Here is a 21,612-nt window from a genome sequence, read left to right as displayed (position 1 = left end):
CTCCTTTCAGTGGGGAGAATCGGCCCAAGGAAACAGTCGCGGAGGAAGAGAGGGCGAGACATGGCGGTATTGACGAGCCGCTTCGCCGACGGTCTCGCCGTGGGCGCGAACCTGGTGGAAGCGGCCGAGACGGCCGTACGCCAGGCGTTGGCCGGCCTGTCGGGTCCGCCAGACCTGGTGTGCTTCTTCATCTGCGGGGACGATCCCGACGACGTGGACAGGGCGGGCCGGCGGGCGATGTCCGTCGCGTCCGGAGCCGACGTGATCGGCTGCAGCGCGACCGGCGTCATCGGGCACGGCCAGGGCGTGGAGCTGACCCCGGCCGTCAGCGCGTGGGCGGCCTCCCTCGGCGGCGCCAGGATCGACACCTTCGCCCTGGAGACGCTCAGGACGGAGGACAGGTTCGTGGTCGTGGGGCTGCCCGAGCGCGTCCCCGACGACCGGGCGGCGATCCTGCTCGCCGACCCCTACAGCTTCCCCACCGACGCGTTCATCGAGCACTCGCACGAGGTGCTGGGCAGCCTGCCGATCGTCGGCGGCCTGGCCAACGGGCTCCAGGGCCGTGGTTCCGTGCGGCTGTTCGCCAACGGAGAGGTCCACGACTCCGGGGCGATCGGAGTGATCATCGGCGGCGCGGTGAACATCGGCACGGTGGTGAGCCAGGGCTGCCGGCCCATCGGGCCGTCCATGGCCGTCACCCGGGCCGAGGACAACGTGCTGCTGGAGCTCGCCGGCCAGCCCGCCCTGGCCCGCCTGGAGGACATCGTCAGCGCCCTCGACGAGGAGGACCGCGAACTGGTGGCCGCCGGTTTACAGATCGGCATCGCCATGGACGAGTACGCCGAGCGCCACGAGCGCGGCGACTTCCTGATCCGCGGGGTCATCGGCATCGATCCCGAACGCGAGGCGGTGGCGGTCGGCGACGTGATCGAGATCGGCAGGACGGTGCGGTTCCAGGTCAGGGACGCCGAGGCCGCCGACGAGGACCTCTACGAACTGCTCGACGCCCACCTGCAGCAGCACTCCGGCCGGGTCGAGGGGGCCCTGCTGTTCTCCTGCAACGGCCGGGGCTCGGGCATGTTCGGCTCGGCCGACCACGACGCGCTCGCCGTACGCGAGACGCTGGGGCCGATCGGGGTGGCGGGGTTCTTCGCCGCGGGTGAGGTCGGGCCGGTCAGCGGGCACAACCACGTCCACGGCTTCACCGCGTCGTTGCTCGTCTTCTCCAGCGGCACCGGATTCTCCAGCGGCACGGGACTGTCCACCGGTACGGGAGCGGGCGCGTGAGCGACCTCACTCTGGCCGTCGACATCGGCGGCACGAAGTTCGCGGCGGGGCTGGTGGAGCCGGACGGGCGGGTCGTGGCCGCCGAGCGGGTCGCCACCCCGCAGGGCGCCGACGATGAGACGCTGTGGCGCACGCTGACCGCCCTGCTCGACCGGCTGGACGTGCCCACAGCCCTCGCCGGCGTGGGCATCGGCTGCGGCGGCCCGATGACCTGGCCCGAGGGGGAGGTCTCGCCGCTCAACATGGGCGGCTGGCGCGGCTTCCCGCTGCGCGGGAGGCTGGCCGCGCGCTTTCCCGGCGTCCCGGTTCGCATCCACAACGACGCGATCTGCCTGGCCGTCGCCGAGCACTGGTGCGGCGCCGGGCGGGGGAGCGCGGCCATGCTGGGGATGGTCGTGTCGACCGGGGTCGGCGGCGGGCTGATCCTCGGCGGCAGGCTCATCGACGGCGGGACGGGCAACGCCGGTCACATCGGCCATGTCGTGGTCGACCCCGAGGGCCCGCCGTGCGGCTGCGGCGGCAACGGCTGCCTGGAGGCGATCGCCCGCGGCCCCGGTCTCGCCGCCTGGGCGCTCGCCCAGGGCTGGTCTCCGGGCGATGCCGTCACCGAAGGTGACCTCTACCGGGAGGAGGGGACGGCCACCGCGCGCAGGCTGGCCGCCGACGCCGCGGCGGGCGACCCGATCGCGCTGGCCGCGATGGCCCGGGCCGGGCGCGCCCTGGGCGTCGCGATCGCCTCGGCCGTCAACCTGTGCGACCTCGACCTCGTGACCGTCGGCGGCGGGCTCAGCCAGGCGGGCGGCCTGCTTTTCCGGCCCCTGGAGGAGGCACTGCGGGAGCACACCCGGATGGGGTTCGCCGGGCGGGTGCGGGTCGTGCCCGCCGCGCTCGGCCAGGACGCCGGTCTCGTCGGCGCCGCCGCCCTCGTGATCGCCGGAGACAGATACTGGTCGCCCGGCATCTGAAGGCGTGTCGCCCCCCGGAACCTGTGATGATTGGCACATGGCTGTCCCACAGGTGACGTACGACGACGTCGTCGCCGCGCGCGAGTTGCTGTCGGAAGTGGCGGCGCTGACGCCCGTCCTGCACTCACGGGTGCTGTCCGAGATCGTCGGCGGCTCGGTGCACCTCAAGTGCGAGAACCTCCAGCGGGCCGGGTCGTTCAAGATCCGCGGGGCGTACGTGCGGATCGCGCGCCTGAGCGAGGAGGAGCGGGCCAGGGGCGTGGTGGCGGCCAGCGCGGGCAACCACGCGCAGGGCGTGGCGCTGGGCTCGTCGCTGGTCGGGGCCAAGTCGACCGTCTACATGCCCGAGGGCGCGCCGCTGCCGAAGGTGGAGGCCACCCGGGCGTACGGCGCGGACGTGGTCTTCGCGGGGCACACGGTCGACCAGGCCCTGCAGGCGGCCAGGGAGCACGCCGACCGGACCGGCGCGGTGTTCATCCACCCGTTCGACCACCCCGACGTGGTCGCCGGGCAGGGCACGGTCGGCCTGGAGATCCTTGAGCAGCTTCCCGGCACGGCCACGATCGTGCTGCCCATCGGCGGCGGCGGTCTCGCGGCGGGGGTCGCGCTCGCGGTGAAGTCCCAGCGCCCGGGGATCAAGGTGGTGGGCGTACAGGCCGAGCGGGCCGCGTCCTACCCCGACTCGCTGGCCGCGGGCCGTCCTGTCATGGTCGAGCCCACGTCGACGATGGCGGACGGCATCGCGGTCGGGCGGCCGGGCGAGCTGCCGTTCGAGCTGATCCACTATCTGGTGGACAGCGTCGTGACGGTCTCGGAGGAGTCGCTGTCGCGGGCCCTGCTGCTGTGCCTCGAACGCTCGAAGCTGCTGGTGGAGCCGGCCGGGGTGGCGGGGGTCGCGGCGCTGCTCGACCAGCCGCACGCGTTCGAGCCGCCGGTGGTCGTCGTGCTGTCGGGCGGCAACATCGACCCGCTGCTGCTGGCCAGGGTGCTGCGGCACGGCCTGGCGGCGGCGGGCCGCTACCTCGCCTTCCGCATCCGGCTGACCGACCGTCCCGGGGCGCTGGCCGCGCTGCTGGCCCGGCTGGCCGACCTCGGCGCCAACGTGCTCGACGTGGTGCACGAGCGGTTCGGCTCCCGCCTGCATCTGGAGGAGGCCGAGGTCCTGCTGCAACTGGAGACCCGTGGCCCGGCACACTGCGACGAGGTGCTGAGCGCGCTGCGGCGGGACGGCTACAAGCTGCTGTTCTCCTAGCCTCTCCTGGGCCCGGCCTTTGCGGGGGTCCGGGGGTCGCCCCCCGGTGTGGCCGGTCAGGTGACCCGGAGCGAAGTGAGGATCACCTGACCCGGCCTTTGCGGGGGTCCGGGGGTCGCCCCCCGGTGTGGACGGTCAGGTGATCGGGGCGGGACGCTTCGGCTGGAACAGCCAGGCGTCGAACAGCCCCTTGAGGTTCTTGCCCGACACGCGCTCGGCCAGCGCGATGAACTCCTGCGTCGTGACGTTGCCGTACCTGTGGGCGTCGGTCCACGCCCTGATCAGCGGGAAGAACTTGTCGTCGCCGATCTCCCTGCGCAGGGCGTGCAGCGTCATCGCGCCGCGGTTGTAGACGGCCGCGCTGAACAGGTCGTCGGCGCGGGCCGCGCCCGGAGGGTAGGCCCACATCGAGTCCGCCGCGTTCGCGTAGTAGCGCTTGAAGGCCGAGTCGGCCGTGTACTGACCGGTGTGCTCCGCCCACAGCCATTCGGCGTACGTCGCGAAGCCCTCGTTCAGCCACAGGTCCCGCCAGCGCGCGATGCTCAGGCTGTCGCCGAACCACTGGTGCGCGAGCTCGTGCGCGATGATCGCGGGCTCGGGGGAGAAGCCGCCGTAGATGGGCTTGGTCTGGTTCTCCAGCGCGTACCCCGCCGCGTAGTCATCGATCACGCCGCCGGTGGAGGAGAAGGGGTACGGCCCGAACACGGTCGACCAGTAGTCGGTGATCTTCCCCGTCTGCGTGAGGAGCTGGCCGAGCGAGCCGCGGAAGGAGTCGGCGACGGCGACGTAGATCGGCAGGCCCTTGTCGCTCGTGCCGGTGCGGATCTGGAACTTCCCGGTCGTCATCGTGGCGAGGTAGCTCGCCATCGGGTGCTTCTCCTGCCAGACGAAGGTCGTCTTGCCCGCCCTGGTCTGCGGCGTCCCGGCCATCTCGCCGTTGGCGATCGCGGTCAGCCCCTCGGGAACGGTGATCTGGAAGTCGTAGGTCGCCTTGTCCGAGGGGTGGTCGTTCGACGGGAACCAGGTCTTCGCGCCGTTCGGCTCACACGTGACGAACGCACCGTCCGCGGTGGAGATGAAGCCGTACTCGCCGAGGTTGGCGGAGTCGCGCATCGGTTCTGGCACGCCCGAGTAGTCGACCGTGACCGCGAACCGGTCGCCGTTCGAGATCCGCTTGCCCGGCTCGATCACGAGCTCGTCCTTGCCCCGGCTGAACGAGGCGGCCCCGCCGTCCACCGTCACCCGGCTCACCGTGAGCCCGTGCAGGTCGAGGTCGAACGACGTCAGGTCCTGTGCGGCCTTCGCCTCGATCGTGGCGCTGCCCGCGAGCTTCCTCGACGACGGGTCGTACGACAGGCGCAGGTCGTAGTGCTGGACGTCGTAGCCGCCGTTGCCGTCGCTGGGGAAGTCCGGGTCGCCGATCCCTGGGGCGCCCGTGGTGCTCCTCGACGCGCCCGCACCCGGTGACGCCGGGGCGACCGCCGCCGCCTGGGACGGCGCGACCGCGCCCTCGGACGGCGCGCAGGCCGTGGCGGCCGCCACGGCCACGGCACAGATCAGGGCGGAGACCGACCTGCCGGCCCGCACGCCGGTCGGCGTGGTGGTCGGCGTCGTGGTCGGTGCGGGGAACGGAGGAAGACGATGCGTGGACATATGTCTGGCAACTCTACGCGAGGCCGCGGTGTGGTCCGGGTAGTGACTCCGGACGTTTTCCCTGCTCGCGGGGGTCGCCGGGGTCCGCGGGCGGGCGGGTCTCAGGCGTCCACGACGACCGTCCGGGCCGCCTTGTCGTGCAGGGCCTGCTTCCTGCGGTCGAACAGGATCCACGCGAGGTTCACCAGCCCGAGGCAGCACAGCCAGCCCAGCACGATCTCCACCGCCTGCCGCACCGCGATCGGCCCAGGACCGGCCGGCTCCCCGGTCTCCCGCACGACGCGCATGCCGAACAGCCTCTTGCCCACCGTCTGGCCGTTCCAGAACGACTGGAGCAGCCAGAAGTAGAAAAACCCGATCACTCCGAGGAGAAGGCCGTTGCCGACCGGGACCCGCGCCACCGCCCCCGTCGTGCTGTCGTACACGACCCTCCAGTTGTCCCAGGTGAGCGGCGAGGTGACGAGCCCGACGAGCACGGCGTCCACGATCCCGGCGAACAGGCGGCGCCAGCGGCCGGCGAGCCGCGGCGCCGTCTGCCCGAAGGGCGGGGGCGTCCAGGGAATCCTCGGTTCCTCGTGCGGGCTTCCCGGAGGCGGCGGTGTTCCCATGGCTGAATGGTCACCCCGCCGCCCTTCGGTCAAAGCCGGGCGCGCGCAAAGGGTGCGTCAGAGGCCGTGTCAGAGGGTGCCGCGGCGTTCCTGCTCGCGCTCGATGGCCTCGAAGAGCGCCTTGAAGTTGCCCTTGCCGAAGCCGAGGGACCCGTGACGCTCGATGAGCTCGAAGAAGACGGTCGGACGGTCCACCACCGGCTTGGTGAAGATCTGCAGAAGGTAGCCGTCCTCGTCGCGGTCCACGAGGATGCGGCGCTTCTTCAGCTCCTCGACCGGCACGCGGACCTCGCCGATGCGGGAGCGCAGCTCCGGGTCGTCGTAATAGGAGTCGGGCGTGTCGAGGAACTCGACGCCCGCCTCGCGCATGGCGTCGACCGTCGTGACGATGTCGTTGGTGGCCAGCGCGATGTGCTGCACGCCAGGGCCGCCGTAGAACTCCAGGAACTCCTCGATCTGGGACTTCTTCTTGCCCTCGGCGGGCTCGTTCAGCGGGAACTTGACCTTGCGGGTGCCGTCCGCGACGACCTTGGACATCAGCGCCGAGTATTCGGTGGCGATGTCGTCGCCGATGAACTCCGCCATCTTGGTGAAGCCCATGACCTTCTCATAGAACTCCACCCATTCCTCCATGCGCTCGACGTTGCCGACGCAGTGGTCGATCGCCTGGAAGAGCCGGCCGTTCTTCACCGCGGGCGGCGCGACGATGGGCTCGGCCGCGACGTACCCCGGCAGGTAGGGCCCGGTGTAGTTGGCGCGGTCGATCAGCGTGTGCCGGGTCTCGCCGTAGGTCGCGATGGCCGCGACCACGACCTTGCCGTGGTCGTCCTCGACCACGTGGGGCTCCTCCAGCCCCCGGGCCCCCTGCTCCAGCGCGTGGCGGTAGGCCGCCTCCACGTCCGGCACGTCCAGCGCGAGGTCGATGACGCCGTCGCCGTGCTCGGCCACGTGACGCGCGAGCGGCGTGCCCGGGCGTACGGCTCCGCGCAGCTCGAACCGGGCCGAGCCCGACACGAGGACGTACGCCACCTCGTCGCGGCTGCCCGTCTCCGGCCCCCGGTAGGCCACCAGGCGCATCCCGAAGGCGGTCGAGTAGTAGTGGGCGGCCTGCTTCGCGTTGCCGACCGCGAAGACCACCGCGTCCATGCCGTGAACCGGAAAGACATCGTTCATGCGTCAACTGTCCGTTGGCGTGGCCAATTTGCGCAACAGTGAGTTGATTCGGTGGACAATATGCTCAGTCTTCGCTTCATGCAAGGGGAAATCGTTATGACGATTGACCATCTCGACGCCCGGCTCGTCGCACTGCTGGCCGCCGAGCCCAGGATCGGCGTGCTCGAGTGCTCCCGCAGGCTGAACGTCGCCCGGGGCACGGTGCAGGCCCGGCTCGACCGGATGGCCGAGAAGGGAGTCATCACCGGCTACGGCCCGGACATCGATCCGGCCGCGCTCGGCTTCGACGTGACGGCGTTCGTGACGTTGCACATCAGGCAGGTCGCGGGACACGTGCCGGTGGCCGACCAGCTCGCGCTCATCCCCGAGGTCCTGGAGGTCCACACCATCACCGGCGGGGGAGACATGCTCTGCCGCGTGGTCGCCCGCAGCAACGCCGACCTCCAGCGCGTCATCGACCTGATCGTGGACGTGCAGGGCGTCGTCAGGACCGAATCGGTGATCGCGCTCGACACGCCGGTGCCGTACCGGACCCTTCCGCTCGTCCGCGCGGCCGGGGGCTGACGCGGTTTTCCACGGTGTCCTTTGCCCGGGGCAGGCTTTTCCACAGACGTCGCGGGAAGTGCCGGACCATCGATGGCCATCGTTTACCGTGGTTCCATCCGCCCAGCTCAGAGGGCACAAAAGGGCGTAGCGGGGGTATCGGACTTATCGGGGGTCACAGCGTGGACAGCGCCGAGGAGGGCCCGATCGAGGAGGGCGCCGCGGAACCGCAGGCGTCACTCGGCGGCCCGAACGGGGGAGGAGGCGGCGGGGACGGCGGCGCGCCGAAGCCTCGCCGACGAAGACGGCTGCCGCGTGTCCTCCTCGTGAGCCTGGCCACCGGGATCGTCGGGCTCGTCGTGTTCCTCGCCGTGGTGTGGGCGCTGACCCCCATCCCGGACAGCACCCAGGAACTGGCGACGGCCCAGGGTTCGGTGATCTACTACCGGGACGGCAGGACGGTTCTCGCCACCGAGGGCGTCAATCGCAAGAACGTGCCGCTCACGCAGGTCCCCCAGGTCGTCAGAAGCGCCGTCATCGCGGCGGAGAACCGGACGTTCTACCAGGACCAGGGCGTCTCCCTGTCCGGTACGGCCCGCGCCGTGTGGTCGACGGTCACCGGCCGCCAGCTCCAGGGCGGCTCGACGATCACCCAGCAGATGGTCCGCAACTACTACAGCGGTCTCGGTCAGGAACGCTCCATCGGGCGCAAGCTCAAGGAGATCATGATCGCGCTGAAGGTGGATCGTTCCAAGCAGAAAGACTGGGTGCTGGAGCGCTACCTCAACACCATCTACTTCGGCCGGGGGGCTTACGGCATCCAGGCCGCCGCGCGGGCCTACTTCGACAAGGACGTGCAGAACCTGACGGCGGCCGAGGGCGCCTACCTCGCCGCCGTGATCCAGCAGCCCACCCGTTTCGCCAACCCGACCGGGGCCGCGCTCGACGCGGTGAAGACCAGGTGGACGTCGGTGATCCGGGGCATGCGCGAGATCGGCGCGATCACCCGTGAAGAGGCCGACGCCCAGGTGTTCCCCACGCTCGCCAGGCAGCGGGCGCCGTTGTCCCTCGGCGGCCAGAACGGCTACATGCTGGCGCAGGTGCGCGCGGAGCTGAACCGGCTCGGCTACACCGACGAGGACATCAACCACGGCGGCCTGAAGGTCACCACCACGTTCGACAAGAAGCTCATGGCGCAGGCCCAGCAGGCGGTCAAGTCGGTCCTGCCGGACGACACCCCCAAAAAGGTCCGCACCGGCCTGGCGGCCGTCGATCCCGCGACCGGCGAGGTCGTCGCCTTCTATGGCGGTCGTTACGAGACAAACCAGTACGACAACGCCTTCTCCGCCAAGGTCCAGGCCGGCTCGACCTTCAAGCCCTACACGCTGGCCGCCGCGCTCGAAGCCGGATACGGGCTCGACACGCTGGTCTACGGCAACTCTCCCATTCGCATCGGCTCCGCCGACATCCCGAACTCCGGGGGCAAGTCGTACGGGCAGGCGATCACACTGCTCCAGGCGACGCAGTTCTCGGTGAACACCGCCTTCGTGGACCTGGGGCAGCGGATCGGCCTCGACAAGGTCGTCGCCGCGGCGCGGGCCGCCGGCATCCCCGCAGGGCAGCTCGCCCCCCACCAGAGCGCCGCCACCTTGCCCCTCGGCGTGGCGTCGGTGAGCGCCGTGCAGCAGGCCTCCGGCTTCGCCACCTTCGCCGCCGGGGGCATCCACCATGAGCCTCATGTGATCCGTACGGTCACCGACAGCACCGGACTCACCCGGAAGTTCGCCCCATCCGGCACCCGGGCCTTCAGCGAGAACACCGCCGCCGACACGACGTACGCGCTGGAGCAGGTGGTGCGCAGCGGCACCGGCACGGCCGCGCGGCTGTGGGACCGCCCGGTGGCGGGCAAGACCGGCACCACCGACGAGTCGGCGGCCGTCTGGTTCTCCGGCTACGTCCCCCAGCTGGCCGTCGCGGTCGACATGTTCCGCGACGACAACAAGCCGGTGACCGTCCCCGGCTACGGCGAGTTGTACGGCGGCACGCTGCCCGCCGAGATCTGGAAGACCTTCATGAGCACCGCCATGGAGGACAAGCCGGTCCGGGAGTTCCCCGACCCGGTCACGTGGAACCCCTACTACTGGGACACCTACGGCATGGCCATGCCCCAGCAGAGCGGGGCTCCCACGGCATATCCGTCGGGGCCCGCCGGGTCGCCCATGCCGTACGGGCCGGGTGACGGGGTGACGGTGCCCGGCCCCGACGCGCCCGGCGTGCCCGGTCCGCCCACAGGGGCGGACGAGGAGCAGCAGGGCGCGACCGGCCAGGACGGCGAGGCCGGCCCGAGAGGCGGCGCGAACGGCATCGGCGGTGCGACCGGCCCGACCGGCACCGGCCGCACCCGCGATACGGGTGCCCCGGACGCCGCCACCCGCGCCGCTCCCGAGACGGGGACCACCAGATCCGACGCGGGTGCCAGGCGGACCGGCCAGACCGACGTGGGCACCAGGCGGACCGACCAGACCGGCCAGACCGGCCAGACCGGCCAGAACAGTCAGAACGGCCAGAACGGGCAGGATGGCCAGAGTGGCCAGACGGGCCACGGTGGTCAGAGTGGCCCGGTCGCGCAGATCCCCGGACCGCAGCTTCCGGTCGCTCAGGTTCCCGCCCGTTGACGGCTCAATTGACGGCTCAAGCCGGGCACTCCAGTTGCGGGCGACTGTGACGTTCAGGCGAGGACAGGGAAGTTGCCGCGGAAGACGTCATGGGGGTCGTGGCGGCGCTTGACGTCACGGAGGCGGTCAAGCACGGCGGGGGTGAAGGCGTCGGCCACGCTCTCCTGCGGGTTGAGGAAGGTGAAGGGCTTGCGCCCGCCGACGGGGAGGGCTTCGACGAGCGCGCGCTGCTTGGCCGTGATCGCCTCGGCCGTCGCCGGGTCGGCCGGGACTCCGAAGAGGTAGAGCGCGTACGGCTCGGCCAGCGGTCCGTGCGGGCTGTCGGACGGGCGGGCGAACGCGCCGCCCAGATGACGGATCTGCACGCTCAGCAGCGGGGCGACGGGGTCGGCGAGCAGCGTTTTGGCCGTCGTGTCGTCCAGCCGGGTCAGCAGTTCTCCGCGAGAGGAGCCGGCGCCGGGGGCGGTGGGTTCGGCGGTGATGGACCCGAGTTCGGAGACCGGCATGGTCCGCCGGGTGTCCGACAGCGGCCGGGGAAGGCGGTCCAGGGGCGCCAGCAGGTCGCGAGCCTCGGACGCCTCACCGAGGTATGCGGCGTCCACGGCCACCATGGGCGCGGAGCCGGGGAAATGCAGCAGGTCCAGCCAGACGGTCAGCTCGTCCGGTGCGGCGGCGGTGATCCGCCGGTAGGCGTCCATCACGTCCGGCCCGTGCTCGGCCGGCCACAGCGCCCGCCCTCCATACAGTCGTGGCGCGGGGTGGAGGGACAGCTCCAGGGCGGTGACGATCGCGAAGTCACCGCCCCCGCCGCGCAGGGCCCAGAACAGGTCGGGGTCGGCGTCGGCCGTGACGCGCCGCTGTCGTCCCTCGGCGTCGACGATGTCGAAGGCCGTGACGCTGTCGGCGACCCAGCCGTAGGTGCGGCCGAACCAGCTGAGCCCGCCGCCGAGGGCGACGCCGGCGACGCTGACGACCGGAGAGCTGCCCGGCAGGCCGGTCAGTCCGTACGGCGCGGCGGCTGCCTGCAGCCGGCCCGAGGACACGCCGGCCCCGACGCGGGCCCGCCGGGCGGCCGCATCGATCTCCACGGCGTCCAGTGGCCGGGTGCGCAGCAGGACGGCGCCGTCGGTGCGGCCGGTGGCGCCGTGCCCGTTCGGCTGGGCGGCGACGGTCAACCCGGCGGCGCGCGCGTGCCGGACCAGTGCGGCGACGTCGTCGGCGTCGGCGGCCTCGACCACGGCCGCCACCGGTTGTTCGACGGCCAGGTTCCACGGACGGCGGGAGGCGTCGAAGCCGGGGTCGCCGGTCAACCAGACCCGGCCGCGGACGGTGGCGCGCAGGGTGCTCAGAGCGTTCACGATCATTCTCTTTCCGTGATGGCAGGTCAGACGGCTTCCGCGCGGCCGAAGAAGGCCGTGGGGTCGCCGGTGTACCAGGCGTTGTGGATGCGCATGCGGCGGATGACCCAGCGCTCGCCGTCGCGGACCAGCTCCACGTCGTACGGATTCTTGAGCAGGGCGAAGGTGGCGTGGTCGGCGGTGAGCAGGTGCTGGGCCTCCACCAGGGCGGTCAGGCGCGCGGTGTCGCCGTCGACCGAGATCCGGGGATTGGTGATCTGGTGGGTGGTGTCCACCCGGCCGGTGAACATGGCCAGGATCGTGCTGACGATCACTTCCCGCCCGGACATCAGGGGTGGCCGGCCGCCCCATCTGGCGGCCGCGGGGCGGAAGTCCAGCTCCGCCTCGGCGGCGAAGGCCGAGGCGAACAGTTCCTCGTCCTTCAGGTCCTGGCCCAGGCCGAACCGGTACAAGGCGTCCAGGATCTCGGCGTGGTCCCGCAGTTCCCGGACGACCGCGGTCGTGTCGGCGGACTGAGTGGAGTGAGTGGACAGCGCGGATTCACGGGTGACGAACATCGGCTACTCCCGCCGCAGGTCAGAGGGGTTTCTGAACGGGTCCACTCTCGACCGGAGCAGGAAGCCGATCAACGCGGTCCTGTGCAATGATCGTGAAGCCTGAGTTAACGATGGGGGGATCATGCTGGATCGGCACGAGCTGGAGGCGTTCCTCACCCTCGCCGAGGAGTTGCACTTCGGCCGCACCGCCGAACGCCTGCGCGTGTCCACCTCCAGGATCAGCCAGACCATCGCCAAGCTCGAACGCCGTGTCGGCGTCCCGCTGTTCGACCGCACCAGCCGCCGGGTGGAGCTGACCCCGCTGGGACGCAGGCTGCACGAGGAGGTGCGGCCCGCCTGGCAGCAGATCATCTCCGCGTTCGAGCAGGCCGTCGCCGCAGGCCGCGGCCTCACCGGCACGCTGCGGGTCGCCTTCGTCGGCGCCGCCGGCGGGCAACTGCTCGTCGGGGCGGCCGAACTCCTGCGGCGGCGCGAGCCCGGTTGCGACGTTCAGCTCCGGGAAGCGCAGATGGTCGATCTCATGCCCTGGCTGCGCGACGGCGAGGTCGACGTCGCGTTGGGCACCTTCCCTGTCGAGGAGCCCGGCATCGCCACCGGACCGGTCCTGGTGTCGGAGGCGCGCATGCTCGCGGTGCCGTCCGGGCACCCGTTCGCCCGCCGGGAGTCGGTCTCCCTAGAGGACCTGGCCAGGGTTCCCCTGCTCCAGCTCCCCGGCACGCTGCCCGACTCCCTGCGCGAAGACCGCACCCCGCGCACCACGCCCTCCGGACGGGTGATCGAACCGGGCCCCTCGGCCGCCACGTTCAACGAGATGCTCACTCTCATCGGCGCCGGCCACGGTGTCCTTCCGGTCGGCGCGCAGGCCAGGCGCTACTACGTCCGGCCCGACGTCGCCTACATCCCGTTCAGCGACGCCCCACCGCTGCGATGGGGTCTGTTGTGGAGAACCGACAACTCCACGGCACGCGTCCGCGCCTTCGTCCAGGCGGCCGGCGGCCTGGTCGGCGGCCACGCCTGAGGACCTGCCGCGGTGTCGCCTCTATTGGGCCAGTTCGGCGCGCAGCTCGGCGGGCGTGGTGACCGGCGCCCGGCACGTGAACCGCCGGCACACGTAGGCCGCGGGCGAGCCGTCGACCATGCCCCGCCCCTCGAGCAGCGGCACGTCCACCGGCACGCTGCCGGCGTGTCCCGTGCCGGCTTCTCCTGTGCTGACTTGTCCCGTGCCCAGCGCGACGACCAGCCCCGGCGTGCCGGACATGAGGGCCGCCTTGTGCAGCGCGCGGGTGCGGGCGTCGTCGGCCGGGCCGACGATCGCCACCTCGGCGGGGCCGCGCAGCGCCGCCTCCGCCACCGCGAGACCCCACCCGGCGAACCGCGCGTACCGCTCCGCCAGCGCGGAGACCGTGCCCAGCGCCGCCTCGGCCGCCTCCCGGTGCCGGGCCGAACCGGTGAGCGCGGCGTACGACAGCAGCGCCCCCGCCGCCGCGAACTGGCCCGAGGGCGTCGCGTTGTCGGTCGGGTCCTGGGGCCGCTGGAACAGCCGCTCGCCGTCGTCGGGGGCGTCGTAGAACCCCCCGGATCCGTCGGGGAACCGCGTCAGCACGGTCTCCAGCAGGTCTCCGGCGCGGTGGAACCACCGGCTCTCGCCGGTGACGCCATAGAGGGCGAGGAAGCCCTCGGCCGTGTTGGCGTAGTCCTCCAGCATGCCGGCGTTGGCCCCCGCCCGGCCGTCGCGGGAGGTCCGCAGCAGCCGGGCCGGGTCGCGGCTCACCGTGTGCAGGTCGTCGAGCAGCACGGCGGCCTCGCGTGCGGCCTGGAGCAGGTCCGGCCGGTCGAAGAGCGCGCCCGCCTCGGCCAGGGCGGCGATCGCGAGCCCGTTCCAGGAGGCCACGACCTTGTCGTCCCGGCCGGGCCGTGGCCGCCGCTCCCGCGCGGCGCGCAGGGCCGTACGGACCCGGTCGAACCGGGCCGGGTCGTCGGGGTCGGCGAGGAGCTGGAGCACCGACGTGCCGTGCTCGAACGTGCCGGTCACCTCGAACACCGATGCGGCCCAGGCGGCATCGTCCTGCCCGAGAACCTCGCGGAGCTGATCGGGGGTCCAGACGTAGAACACCCCCTCGCCGTGGGCGCCGTCCGGTTCCTCGCTGTCGGCGTCGAGGGCCGAGGCGAACGCGCCCTCGGGCGTGCGCATCTCCCGCAGCAGCCATTCGGCGGTCTCCAGGACCACCCGCTTGGCCAGGACCGAACCGGTCGAGCGCCACCAGTGGGCGTAGACCCGCAGCAGCAGGGCGTTGTCGTAGAGCATCTTCTCGAAGTGCGGCACCACCCAGCCGGCGTCGACCGAGTAGCGGGCGAAGCCCCCGCCGAGCTGGTCGTACATGCCGCCCCTGGCCATCGCCTCCATGGTCGTCTCCGCCATGGCCACGGCCTCCCGGGTGCCGTGCCGCAACAGGAACTCCAGGACCATGGACGGTGGGAACTTGGGCGCCCCGCCGAATCCGCCCCGCCGCTCGTCGAAGCTCTCCGCGAGGTTCCGTACGGCGAGGTCGAGGGTCTCGGCGGTGGGCAGCGGGCCCGAGGGCGCCCCGGTGCGTTCGGTGAGCGCCTCCACGACCTTCTCCCCCTGGGCCAGGACGCCCTCCCGGTCCTGCCCCCACGCCTGCGAGACGGCGTGCAGCAGCCGCTGGAAGTGCGGCCGGGGGAAGTAGGTGCCGGCGTAGAACGGGTGCCCGTCGGGGGTGGCGAAGACCGTCATCGGCCAGCCGCCCTGCCCGGTCATCGCCTGGACCGCGCCCATGTAGACGGCGTCGACGTCGGGCCGCTCCTCGCGGTCCACCTTGACGTTGACGAACAACTCGTTCATCAGCCGCGCGGTGGCCTCGTCCTCGAACGACTCGTGCGCCATCACGTGGCACCAGTGGCACGCCGAATAACCCACGCTGATCAGCAGGGGGACGTCACGCCCGCGCGCCTCCGCGAACGCCTCCTCGCCCCAGGGGAACCAGTCCACCGGGTTGTCCGCGTGTTGCAGGAGGTAGGGAGAGGTCTCGCCACCCAGCCGGTTCATAGGGCCAGCCTCTCACACCGTCAGAAAAGGACGATCCGGGTAAGGATGACGTGGTGGTCCTTCCGGCTGATGCGATACTCGGCGATGCCCAACCCCTCTGCCTGCGGCGGGCGATGTCGTCCATCGTGGTGGTGGGCAGCGTGCCCGCCTCGGCGGCCGGGCGGACGCGGTCACGATGGGGATCGGTGTCGAGCATCGCTCGCCCCCACCAGGTCGTGAGCACGCCGTCGAGTTCCGGCCCCTGCTGAGCCTCCAGCAACTCCGCGAAGAACTGCGCCCGACGGGCGTCCCGGAGCGCGTTTGAGATACCACCGATGGTCCGCGGCACGCGCGGCTCTTCGGCCGAACGCTGGTGGACGGGCTGAGCGCTCATCGACACCGCCTTTCGTCGCTCCCGACCAGGGTACGGAGCAGTGGACAGGCTCCGAGGTCACTCGCGTGATTCATCGGCACCAGTGGCATGCCGAATAGCCCACGCTGATCAGCAGGGGACGTCACGCCCGCGCGCCTCCGACGTGGCGGTCCACCCGCTATGGACGCAGTTCCAGGGAGACGTACGGGGACAGCGCGCGGAGGAAGTCGAGGGCGTCGAAGATCTCGCCGGCGGAGGCGACGCCGACGGTCCTGGTCCGTCCGGTGAGTACGCGGTCGACGGCTTCCACCGCGAGCGGCGCGGTGACGGCGTAGATGTCCCGGCCTCTCGCCACGGCACGCCGTTCGCTGCCGCCGGAGCGCACGACGACGTCGACGAGGAAGGTCTGGGCGGACCGCCCACGCTCGTCGACCGGGGCCGGCGCCGGCGTGCCCGGGTCCGAGAGGTCCCTGGCGGCCTCGACCGTCATGTAGGTGCGCACGTCGGGGATGGACAGGTGGCTGGGAATGGTGACGACGTCGGCCATCGTGAACTCCCCAATCACCGCCCGAGGCCCCATCGGGTCGGGGAAGGGCCACTCCAGGGTCGGCGCCTTGTCGTCGCGGTACTCCAGCCGGCCGTTCGCGTAACGGACGCGCCGGCCGCCGCGCCGCTGCCCGGAGACCACGCCCGAGGCGCGTGTCCCGGCGGTCGGGTGCCAGCTGCTCAGCCCGTACGCGACGTGCGCCTCGTCGGCCGCCGTCCAGTCGCCCATCGCGGCGGTGGCCAGCAGGTCGCCGAAACCGCCGTAGAAGGCCATAGCGGGGACGATCACGGCTCCCGCGGCGCGGGCGCGGCCCGCGAAGTTCGCGAACGTGTCGACGTTGGCCTCGATCTCCGCCGCCACATCCACGTACGGGATCCCGGCGCGCAGTGCCGCCTCGATCACGGGAGCGGCCGTCGCGGCGAAGGGCCCGGCACAGTTGATCACGGCCGCCGCACCCGCCAGTGCGCGGTCGAGCGAGGCCGGGTCGTCGACCGACGCCGGGCGGGCCTCCAGCCCGGATTCGCACGCCAGCATCTTCAGCTTGCCGGCGTCGCGCCCGGACAGAACCGGAACGAACCCGCGATCCCGCAGCTGTGCCACCACAAAGCGCCCGGTGTGCCCGTATGCGCCGAACACCGCCACCGTGAGACCCGATCCCATCGGTTCTCCTCCTATTCAAACGATCCGCTGTCGTGGACATCCTGACGAGGACGGGTGTCTCCCACGAGTGTCTGGAACGCCATCACTCATACAATTCCGGACATGAGCACTGTCGCGCTGGCCGTCACCGACGGGATGCTGCATTTCGAGCTGTCGTTGGCGTACGAGGTCTTCGGGACCGACCTGACCCACGTGGCCGATCCCTGGTACAGCTTCGTCGTCTGCGGGCCGGGCGCCGTGCGGGCCGGCCCGTTCCGGCTGGAGCCCGACCACGGTCTCGACCGGCTCCCGCACGCCGACACAGTGATCGTCCCGGGCTGGGCCGACGTCGACGTCGATCCACCCGCCGATCTTGTCGACGCGGTGCGCGCGGCCCACGAGGCGGGCGCACGGGTGGCCTCCCTCTGCACGGGCGCTTTCGTGCTGGCCGCCGCCGGCCTGCTGGACGGGAAGCGCGCGACCACGCACTGGGCGCACACCCGAGATCTGGCCGCCCGTTACCCCCAGGTGCACGTGGACCCGGACGTCCTGTACGTGGACAACGGCAGCGTGCTCACCTCCGCCGGCAAGGCCGCGGCCATGGACCTGTGCCTGCACCTCGTCCGCCTCGACCACGGCTCCTCGGTCGCCAACACGGTCGCCCGCCGCCTGGTCGTGCCGCCGCACCGGGACGGCGGCCAGGCCCAGTTCGTCACCACCCCGGTGCCCGCTCCCGACAACCATCCGCTCGCCGAACTGTTCCCCTGGGTGATCGAACGGCTGGACCATCCGCTGACCGTGGAGGACCTGGCCCGACAGGCGCGGATGAGCTCGCGCAATCTGAGCCGCCACTTCAGGTCGGTCACCGGCACGACCCCGCTGCAATGGCTGCTGACTCAGCGGATCCGCCACGCCCAGGAGTTGCTGGAGACCACCGACGACGGCATCGACGCCATCGCGGAGGCCACCGGCATGGGCACCGCCACGACGCTGCGCCGGCACTTCAACCGCACGGTCGGCGTGCCTCCGGACACCTACCGCCGCACCTTTCGCTCGCGGACGCGCCCCGGCACGGGCGAGCCGCCACGTCCGGGGGAACTCGTGGGGGACCGCGGGGATGTGTTCCGGCCCGTCCCGGCGTAGGCTCACAGGACGTGGGCTTGGATCTGGACTTCGCTATCAGGCACTCGGGACGTCCCGCGGCCGCCATGACGCGGCGCGACGTCGCGCGGGTGCTGCTGGCCGTGCCGTCCGGACAGGCCCTGGTCGCCCTTCCCGACCTGCGGCGGCAGTTGCTCGCGGCGGGCAACCCGCTGTCGCCCAGGTTCTGGGAGTCGGCCAAAGCCGTGCTGATGAGCATCGAGTCCGGCGTGGCGACGGTCGGCGACGTGCAGCGCTGGCTGGAGTCCAGCGGGACCGAGCCGATCATGCTCACTCGCAGTTACTTCCTGTGGCCCGAGGAGAGCGAGCGCGGCCCGGTGGCCACCGAGATGTACGAGCGGCTGGTCGAGTTCCTGGAGGAGCGGCTGGCGGCCGGGGAGATCGACGCGGACGCGCTGGCCGCGGGGGACCCCGGCGCCCGGCACGCCTACGAGGAGCTCCAGGAGCGCTGGCTCGGCACCCCGCTGCCGGACGGCCGGGTGCCCAACGTCGTGGTCAACGATGAGCAGGACCAGGAGCTGTACGCCGCCTGGGACGAGGAGGAGGCGTTCGCGCTGAGCGAGCTGCGGCGGGTGCTCGACGACCTTCCGGAGCCGCCCTTTCCGGCGGACGATCTCCGCTCGGCCGCGCGGCGGCTGCGCGTGACGTTGACCCGGCCCGGCTATCCGGGCAACGTGCTGCGCGCCTGCGCCGGATTGGAGGACGGCGAGCTGCCCGAACGGGACGAGGACCTGTGGCTCACCGTCGCCGCCGGGATCGCCGCGCCGATCTCCGACCTTCCGGACGAGGAGGACGCCGCCCGGTTCTTCGACATGGAGGGCGAGCTCAGCCACGAGGACTCGATACTGGCCTCGTTGTGCGCCATCCACCACGCCGACTGGCTCGCGTCGGTGATCACCCTGGTCCGGTACGGCCCGGGGGTGCTCGCCTCGCCCGAGCGGATCGCCCGGTTCATCGCCGACTCCGAGGACGTCGACATCGACCCCGACGAGCCGGAGGACCTGGAGGCGACGGAGATGCTGTTCACGGCGGTGACGCCGCTGTGGGCGCACCTCGGCATCGTGGACCGGGCCGAGGTGCTGACCCCGCTGGGCTGGTGGGGCCTGCCCAAGGCGCTGGAGCGCGCCTGGTCCTCGGGCCCGCTGCCCGACTGAGCTCCGGCTGAAAGGCCACACCGCCCGGCTGAGGGATCAGCCGGGCGTGTCGACCAGGTCCCGGTAGTCGTCGTCCACCAGATCGCGGTATTCGGGATGCCGCTGGATGTAGTAGGCCACGAACGAGCACAACGGCACGACCCGCAGGCCGGCCGCCCGCGCTCCGTCGAGGGCCCCGCCCACCAGCCTGCCGCCCAGCCCGCGGCCCTCGAACTCGTCGCGCACCTCGGTGTGCGGGAAGACCATCGAGCCGTCCCGCAACCGGTACTGCGCGAACCCGGCGACCACGCCGTCGACGACGATCTCGTAACGCGACGCGGCTGGGTTGTCGACGACCCGGGCGCCCGCGCTCACGCCTCGGGCCCGTTCCCGCGCCGTTCGTCCTCGTGGTGGTCGTGCGGCACCTGGATCTTCCTCATCTGCTTGTTCATGTTCTTCAACAGGAAGAACAGAGCCAGACCGATCGCGGCGACGACGATGAAGCCCAGGAGACCCGGCCCGTAGCTGGTTGCATCCACGCCTTCAGCTTACGAGCAGGCAGGGGTGACCTCGGCGGCGATCCCCGCGAACAGGTCGTCCTCCGGCAACGTGGTGTCCACGAGCGACCGCGCGAGGTGGTAGTCCTCGGTCGGCCAGATCTCCTCCTGCAGCTCACGCGGGCAGACGAACCAGAACCCGTCCGGGTCCACCTGGGTGGCGTGTGCGAGCAGGGCGAGATCGCGGATCTCGAAGTACTCCGCGCACGGGACCCTCGTGGTGACCTCCCACTTCTGCGGCCGGTCCTCCCACCGCGCGATCCAGTCGGCGTACGGCGAGCCCATGCCGCGCTCGGTCATGACGTTGTGCAGCGCCTCGAACCGCTCCCGGGTGAAGCCCATGTGGTAGTAGAGCTTCAGCGGCTGCCACGGCTCACCCGTGCCGGGGTAGCGGTCGGGGTCGCCGGCCGCCTCGAACGCCTCGACCGACACCCGGTTGGTCATGATGTGGTCCGGGTGCGGATAACCGCCGTTGTCGTCGTACGTGAGGATCACGTGCGGCCGGAACTCCCGGACGGCGGCGACGAGCGGCGCCGACGCCACCTCGAGCGGCTGCAGCGCGAAGCACCCCTCGGGCAGCGGCTCGTTCTCGTCCTCCGGCAGCCCGGAGTCGACGAAGCCGAGGAAACGCTGCTGGACGCCGAGGATCTCGCGCGCCTTCTCCATCTCCTGGCGGCGCACCTCGCCCATGTTCTCCAGAATGTCCGGCCGGTCCATCTTCGGGTTGAGGATCGAGCCGCGTTCACCACCCGTACATGTGACGACGAGCACCTCCGCGCCCTCCGCGACGTAGCGGGCCATCGTGGCGGCGCCCTTGCTCGACTCGTCGTCTGGGTGCGCGTGCACGGCCATCAGCCTCAACGGTGCACTCACGTCTCTCCTCAGGTGTTCTATGGCTACGAAAAGAGGTTAGCTTCTAAGGGACCGTGCGTTCCGGACCCGGTATGGCCCGCGTCGCCGACACGGTCGACTTGTGCGGACGATCGTCTCGCACAACACCGACAATCCTCAGGGAGATTCCGCGATGCCCACCGATGAGGCCGGCGGCCGGGGGACACGCCCGGTGCTCGGCACGCCGGACGACTTCGCGCCCCGCCCGGCGCGGCCCGCCAGGCTGGTGCCGTACATCGTGATCGCGCTGATCGTGGCGGTGATGGCGGGCGGCTGGGGCTATGTCATGCTCCGCGCGAACGGGAACCCCTCGGTGAGCGCCGACGTGATCACCTTCGACGCGAGCGCAGCGGACTCCGCCGTCATCACCTTCACCGTGCACAAGCCCGCCGACCGGGCGGCGATGTGCCGGATCCAGGCACTCGACACCCAGCACCTGGAGGTCGGCAGCCGTGAGATCGACGTTCCCGAGGGCCGGTCGGACCTCGAGTTCACCGAACGGTTGAGGACGAGTTCCCAGGCCACAGCGGTACATGTCGACTACTGCGATCTCGTATAGTGGAATCTTTGGGGAAGCGTTCGAAGGCGTTAACTTGACAGCCTTTCGAGTCACTTACGGAAACAAGGAGAGCCCGTGGCCGTCTCCCAGAACGACAACGTCACCTGGCTGACGCAAGAGGCGTACGACCGCCTCAAGGAGGAGTACGAGTACCTTTCGGGCCCGGGTCGCACGGACATCGCCAAGAAGATCGAAGCCGCCCGGGAAGAGGGTGACCTCAGGGAGAACGGTGGCTACCACGCCGCCAAGGACGAGCAGGGCAAGATGGAGGCCCGCATCTTCCACCTCCGGCAGATCCTGGACAGCGCCAGGGTCGGTGAGGCTCCCCGCGCCGAGGGCATCGTGGGTCCCGGCATGACCGTGACGGTCCGCTTCGACGGCGACGACGAGGAGGTCACCTTCCTGCTGGCCTCCCGTGAGGAGAGCGGCGCGCCCATCGACGTCTACTCGCCGAACTCCCCCCTCGGGTCCGCGATCAACGGCAAGAAGATCGGGGAAAAGGCGACGTACACGCTGCCCAACGGCAGGCAGAACACCGTCGAGATCCTCGAGGCCGTTCCGTACATCGGCAACTAGAGCCACCCTTTTCGCCCCGGCCGGGAATTCCGGAATGGTTTGCGGTATTCCCGGCCGTG

Annotated in this window: 20 protein-coding genes; 10 read left to right on the top strand and 10 right to left on the bottom strand. The window is 71.2% G+C overall.

The window, feature by feature from the left end; translation table 11 throughout:
- Nucleotides 1-60 precede the first annotated feature (60 nt).
- From QSK36_RS27440 to ilvA, 3 genes are read left to right on the top strand one after another with little or no spacing between them, the layout of a single operon-like run.
- Nucleotides 61-1,287 carry an FIST signal transduction protein gene (locus QSK36_RS27440; RefSeq protein ID WP_183542639.1) on the top strand — a complete coding sequence of 409 codons (1,227 nt, stop codon included), beginning with the start codon at nt 61-63 and terminating at the stop codon, nt 1,285-1,287.
- Nucleotides 1,284-2,252, top strand: a complete 969-nt coding sequence (locus QSK36_RS27435) for an ROK family protein (protein WP_285784363.1) — start codon at nt 1,284-1,286, stop codon at nt 2,250-2,252. The genes QSK36_RS27440 and QSK36_RS27435 overlap by 4 nt, the downstream gene beginning before the upstream one ends.
- Before the next feature lie 37 nt (nt 2,253-2,289).
- Nucleotides 2,290-3,504 (top strand): threonine ammonia-lyase, encoded by a 1,215-nt coding sequence (gene ilvA, locus QSK36_RS27430; protein WP_182899892.1) that lies wholly within the window; start codon nt 2,290-2,292, stop codon nt 3,502-3,504.
- Between the two features lie 135 nt (nt 3,505-3,639).
- Here ilvA and QSK36_RS27425 read toward each other — a convergent pair whose 3' ends face one another.
- From QSK36_RS27425 to hppD, 3 genes are all read right to left on the bottom strand, one after another.
- On the bottom strand, nt 3,640-5,157 hold the full coding sequence (locus tag QSK36_RS27425; RefSeq protein WP_183542635.1) for a M1 family metallopeptidase: 1,518 nt from the start codon (nt 5,155-5,157) through the stop codon (nt 3,640-3,642).
- A gap of 101 nt (nt 5,158-5,258) precedes the next feature.
- The gene (locus tag QSK36_RS27420) at nt 5,259-5,765 is read right to left on the bottom strand and encodes an RDD family protein (protein WP_183542633.1); all 507 of its coding nucleotides are present in this window, start codon (nt 5,763-5,765) and stop codon (nt 5,259-5,261) included.
- A gap of 69 nt (nt 5,766-5,834) precedes the next feature.
- Entirely contained in the window at nt 5,835-6,938 is a 1,104-nt protein-coding gene (gene hppD / locus QSK36_RS27415; protein WP_139577331.1) for a 4-hydroxyphenylpyruvate dioxygenase, read from the bottom strand.
- Nucleotides 6,939-7,034: 96 nt separating this feature from the next.
- Between hppD and QSK36_RS27410 the strand changes: the two genes are divergently transcribed.
- Together QSK36_RS27410 and QSK36_RS27405 are read left to right on the top strand one after the other, a co-directional pair.
- The gene (locus tag QSK36_RS27410) at nt 7,035-7,502 is read left to right on the top strand and encodes an Lrp/AsnC family transcriptional regulator (protein ID WP_139577332.1); all 468 of its coding nucleotides are present in this window, start codon (nt 7,035-7,037) and stop codon (nt 7,500-7,502) included.
- A 161-nt stretch (nt 7,503-7,663) separates the two neighbouring features.
- Nucleotides 7,664-10,156, top strand: coding sequence for a transglycosylase domain-containing protein (locus QSK36_RS27405; protein ID WP_285784362.1), 2,493 nt, complete (start codon nt 7,664-7,666; stop codon nt 10,154-10,156).
- A gap of 53 nt (nt 10,157-10,209) precedes the next feature.
- On the opposite strand, the gene QSK36_RS27400 is transcribed toward QSK36_RS27405, so the two are convergent.
- The gene (locus tag QSK36_RS27400) at nt 10,210-11,520 is read right to left on the bottom strand and encodes an FAD-binding oxidoreductase (protein ID WP_352240996.1); all 1,311 of its coding nucleotides are present in this window, start codon (nt 11,518-11,520) and stop codon (nt 10,210-10,212) included.
- Between the two features lie 20 nt (nt 11,521-11,540).
- Nucleotides 11,541-12,071 (bottom strand): nuclear transport factor 2 family protein, encoded by a 531-nt coding sequence (locus QSK36_RS27395; RefSeq protein ID WP_285784360.1) that lies wholly within the window; start codon nt 12,069-12,071, stop codon nt 11,541-11,543.
- A 121-nt stretch (nt 12,072-12,192) separates the two neighbouring features.
- On the opposite strand from QSK36_RS27395, the gene QSK36_RS27390 reads away from it, so the two are divergent.
- Nucleotides 12,193-13,089: a LysR family transcriptional regulator gene (locus QSK36_RS27390; RefSeq protein WP_285784359.1), complete on the top strand. Its 897-nt coding sequence runs from the start codon at nt 12,193-12,195 to the stop codon at nt 13,087-13,089.
- Between the two features lie 21 nt (nt 13,090-13,110).
- Here QSK36_RS27390 and QSK36_RS27385 read toward each other — a convergent pair whose 3' ends face one another.
- The gene (locus tag QSK36_RS27385; protein ID WP_285784358.1) at nt 13,111-15,138 is read right to left on the bottom strand and encodes a thioredoxin domain-containing protein; all 2,028 of its coding nucleotides are present in this window, start codon (nt 15,136-15,138) and stop codon (nt 13,111-13,113) included.
- Nucleotides 15,139-15,668: 530 nt separating this feature from the next.
- Nucleotides 15,669-16,697 (bottom strand): saccharopine dehydrogenase family protein, encoded by a 1,029-nt coding sequence (locus tag QSK36_RS27380; RefSeq protein ID WP_285784357.1) that lies wholly within the window; start codon nt 16,695-16,697, stop codon nt 15,669-15,671.
- 102 nt (nt 16,698-16,799) lie between these two features.
- Here QSK36_RS27380 and QSK36_RS27375 point away from each other — a divergent pair, with 102 nt between their 5' ends.
- Together QSK36_RS27375 and QSK36_RS27370 are read left to right on the top strand one after the other, a co-directional pair.
- The gene (locus QSK36_RS27375) at nt 16,800-17,819 is read left to right on the top strand and encodes a helix-turn-helix domain-containing protein (RefSeq protein ID WP_285784356.1); all 1,020 of its coding nucleotides are present in this window, start codon (nt 16,800-16,802) and stop codon (nt 17,817-17,819) included.
- A gap of 11 nt (nt 17,820-17,830) precedes the next feature.
- The gene (locus QSK36_RS27370; protein ID WP_285784355.1) at nt 17,831-18,991 is read left to right on the top strand and encodes a hypothetical protein; all 1,161 of its coding nucleotides are present in this window, start codon (nt 17,831-17,833) and stop codon (nt 18,989-18,991) included.
- A 36-nt stretch (nt 18,992-19,027) separates the two neighbouring features.
- On the opposite strand, the gene QSK36_RS27365 is transcribed toward QSK36_RS27370, so the two are convergent.
- From QSK36_RS27365 to mca, 3 genes are read right to left on the bottom strand one after another with little or no spacing between them, the layout of a single operon-like run.
- Nucleotides 19,028-19,345, bottom strand: coding sequence for a GNAT family N-acetyltransferase (locus QSK36_RS27365; protein ID WP_183542618.1), 318 nt, complete (start codon nt 19,343-19,345; stop codon nt 19,028-19,030).
- Entirely contained in the window at nt 19,342-19,509 is a 168-nt protein-coding gene (locus tag QSK36_RS27360) for a hypothetical protein (protein ID WP_167538770.1), read from the bottom strand. The genes QSK36_RS27365 and QSK36_RS27360 overlap by 4 nt, the downstream gene beginning before the upstream one ends.
- A 9-nt stretch (nt 19,510-19,518) precedes the next feature.
- Nucleotides 19,519-20,400 carry a mycothiol conjugate amidase Mca gene (mca, locus tag QSK36_RS27355; protein ID WP_285784354.1) on the bottom strand — a complete coding sequence of 294 codons (882 nt, stop codon included), beginning with the start codon at nt 20,398-20,400 and terminating at the stop codon, nt 19,519-19,521.
- Between the two features lie 151 nt (nt 20,401-20,551).
- Here mca and QSK36_RS27350 point away from each other — a divergent pair, with 151 nt between their 5' ends.
- Together QSK36_RS27350 and greA are read left to right on the top strand one after the other, a co-directional pair.
- Complete coding sequence (locus QSK36_RS27350) at nt 20,552-20,977, top strand: DUF4307 domain-containing protein (protein WP_285784353.1); 426 nt, start codon at nt 20,552-20,554, stop codon at nt 20,975-20,977.
- 75 nt (nt 20,978-21,052) lie between these two features.
- Nucleotides 21,053-21,553: a transcription elongation factor GreA gene (gene greA, locus QSK36_RS27345; protein WP_139577342.1), complete on the top strand. Its 501-nt coding sequence runs from the start codon at nt 21,053-21,055 to the stop codon at nt 21,551-21,553.
- The last annotated feature ends 59 nt before the right edge of the window (nt 21,554-21,612 follow it).

The organism is Microbispora sp. NBRC 16548, from assembly GCF_030268985.1.
GTDB classification, from domain to species: Bacteria; Actinomycetota; Actinomycetes; order Streptosporangiales; family Streptosporangiaceae; genus Microbispora; species Microbispora catharanthi.
Note: the sequence above shows the minus strand (reverse complement) of the source record. Positions and strands in the feature narration are given on the sequence as shown.

Excerpts from the sequence above, each read along its gene's own strand:
- QSK36_RS27440 (WP_183542639.1), top strand. The coding sequence starts at position 61 with ATGGCGGTATTGACGAGCCGCTTCGCCGACGGTCTCGCCGTGGGCGCG.
- ilvA (WP_182899892.1), top strand. The coding sequence starts at position 2,290 with ATGGCTGTCCCACAGGTGACGTACGACGACGTCGTCGCCGCGCGCGAG.
- QSK36_RS27425 (WP_183542635.1), bottom strand. The coding sequence starts at position 5,157 with ATGTCCACGCATCGTCTTCCTCCGTTCCCCGCACCGACCACGACGCCG.
- QSK36_RS27420 (WP_183542633.1), bottom strand. The coding sequence starts at position 5,765 with ATGGGAACACCGCCGCCTCCGGGAAGCCCGCACGAGGAACCGAGGATT.
- hppD (WP_139577331.1), bottom strand. The coding sequence starts at position 6,938 with ATGAACGATGTCTTTCCGGTTCACGGCATGGACGCGGTGGTCTTCGCG.
- QSK36_RS27410 (WP_139577332.1), top strand. The coding sequence starts at position 7,035 with ATGACGATTGACCATCTCGACGCCCGGCTCGTCGCACTGCTGGCCGCC.
- QSK36_RS27400 (WP_352240996.1), bottom strand. The coding sequence starts at position 11,520 with ATGATCGTGAACGCTCTGAGCACCCTGCGCGCCACCGTCCGCGGCCGG.
- QSK36_RS27395 (WP_285784360.1), bottom strand. The coding sequence starts at position 12,071 with ATGTTCGTCACCCGTGAATCCGCGCTGTCCACTCACTCCACTCAGTCC.
- QSK36_RS27390 (WP_285784359.1), top strand. The coding sequence starts at position 12,193 with ATGCTGGATCGGCACGAGCTGGAGGCGTTCCTCACCCTCGCCGAGGAG.
- QSK36_RS27385 (WP_285784358.1), bottom strand. The coding sequence starts at position 15,138 with ATGAACCGGCTGGGTGGCGAGACCTCTCCCTACCTCCTGCAACACGCG.
- QSK36_RS27380 (WP_285784357.1), bottom strand. The coding sequence starts at position 16,697 with ATGGGATCGGGTCTCACGGTGGCGGTGTTCGGCGCATACGGGCACACC.
- QSK36_RS27375 (WP_285784356.1), top strand. The coding sequence starts at position 16,800 with ATGAGCACTGTCGCGCTGGCCGTCACCGACGGGATGCTGCATTTCGAG.
- QSK36_RS27350 (WP_285784353.1), top strand. The coding sequence starts at position 20,552 with ATGCCCACCGATGAGGCCGGCGGCCGGGGGACACGCCCGGTGCTCGGC.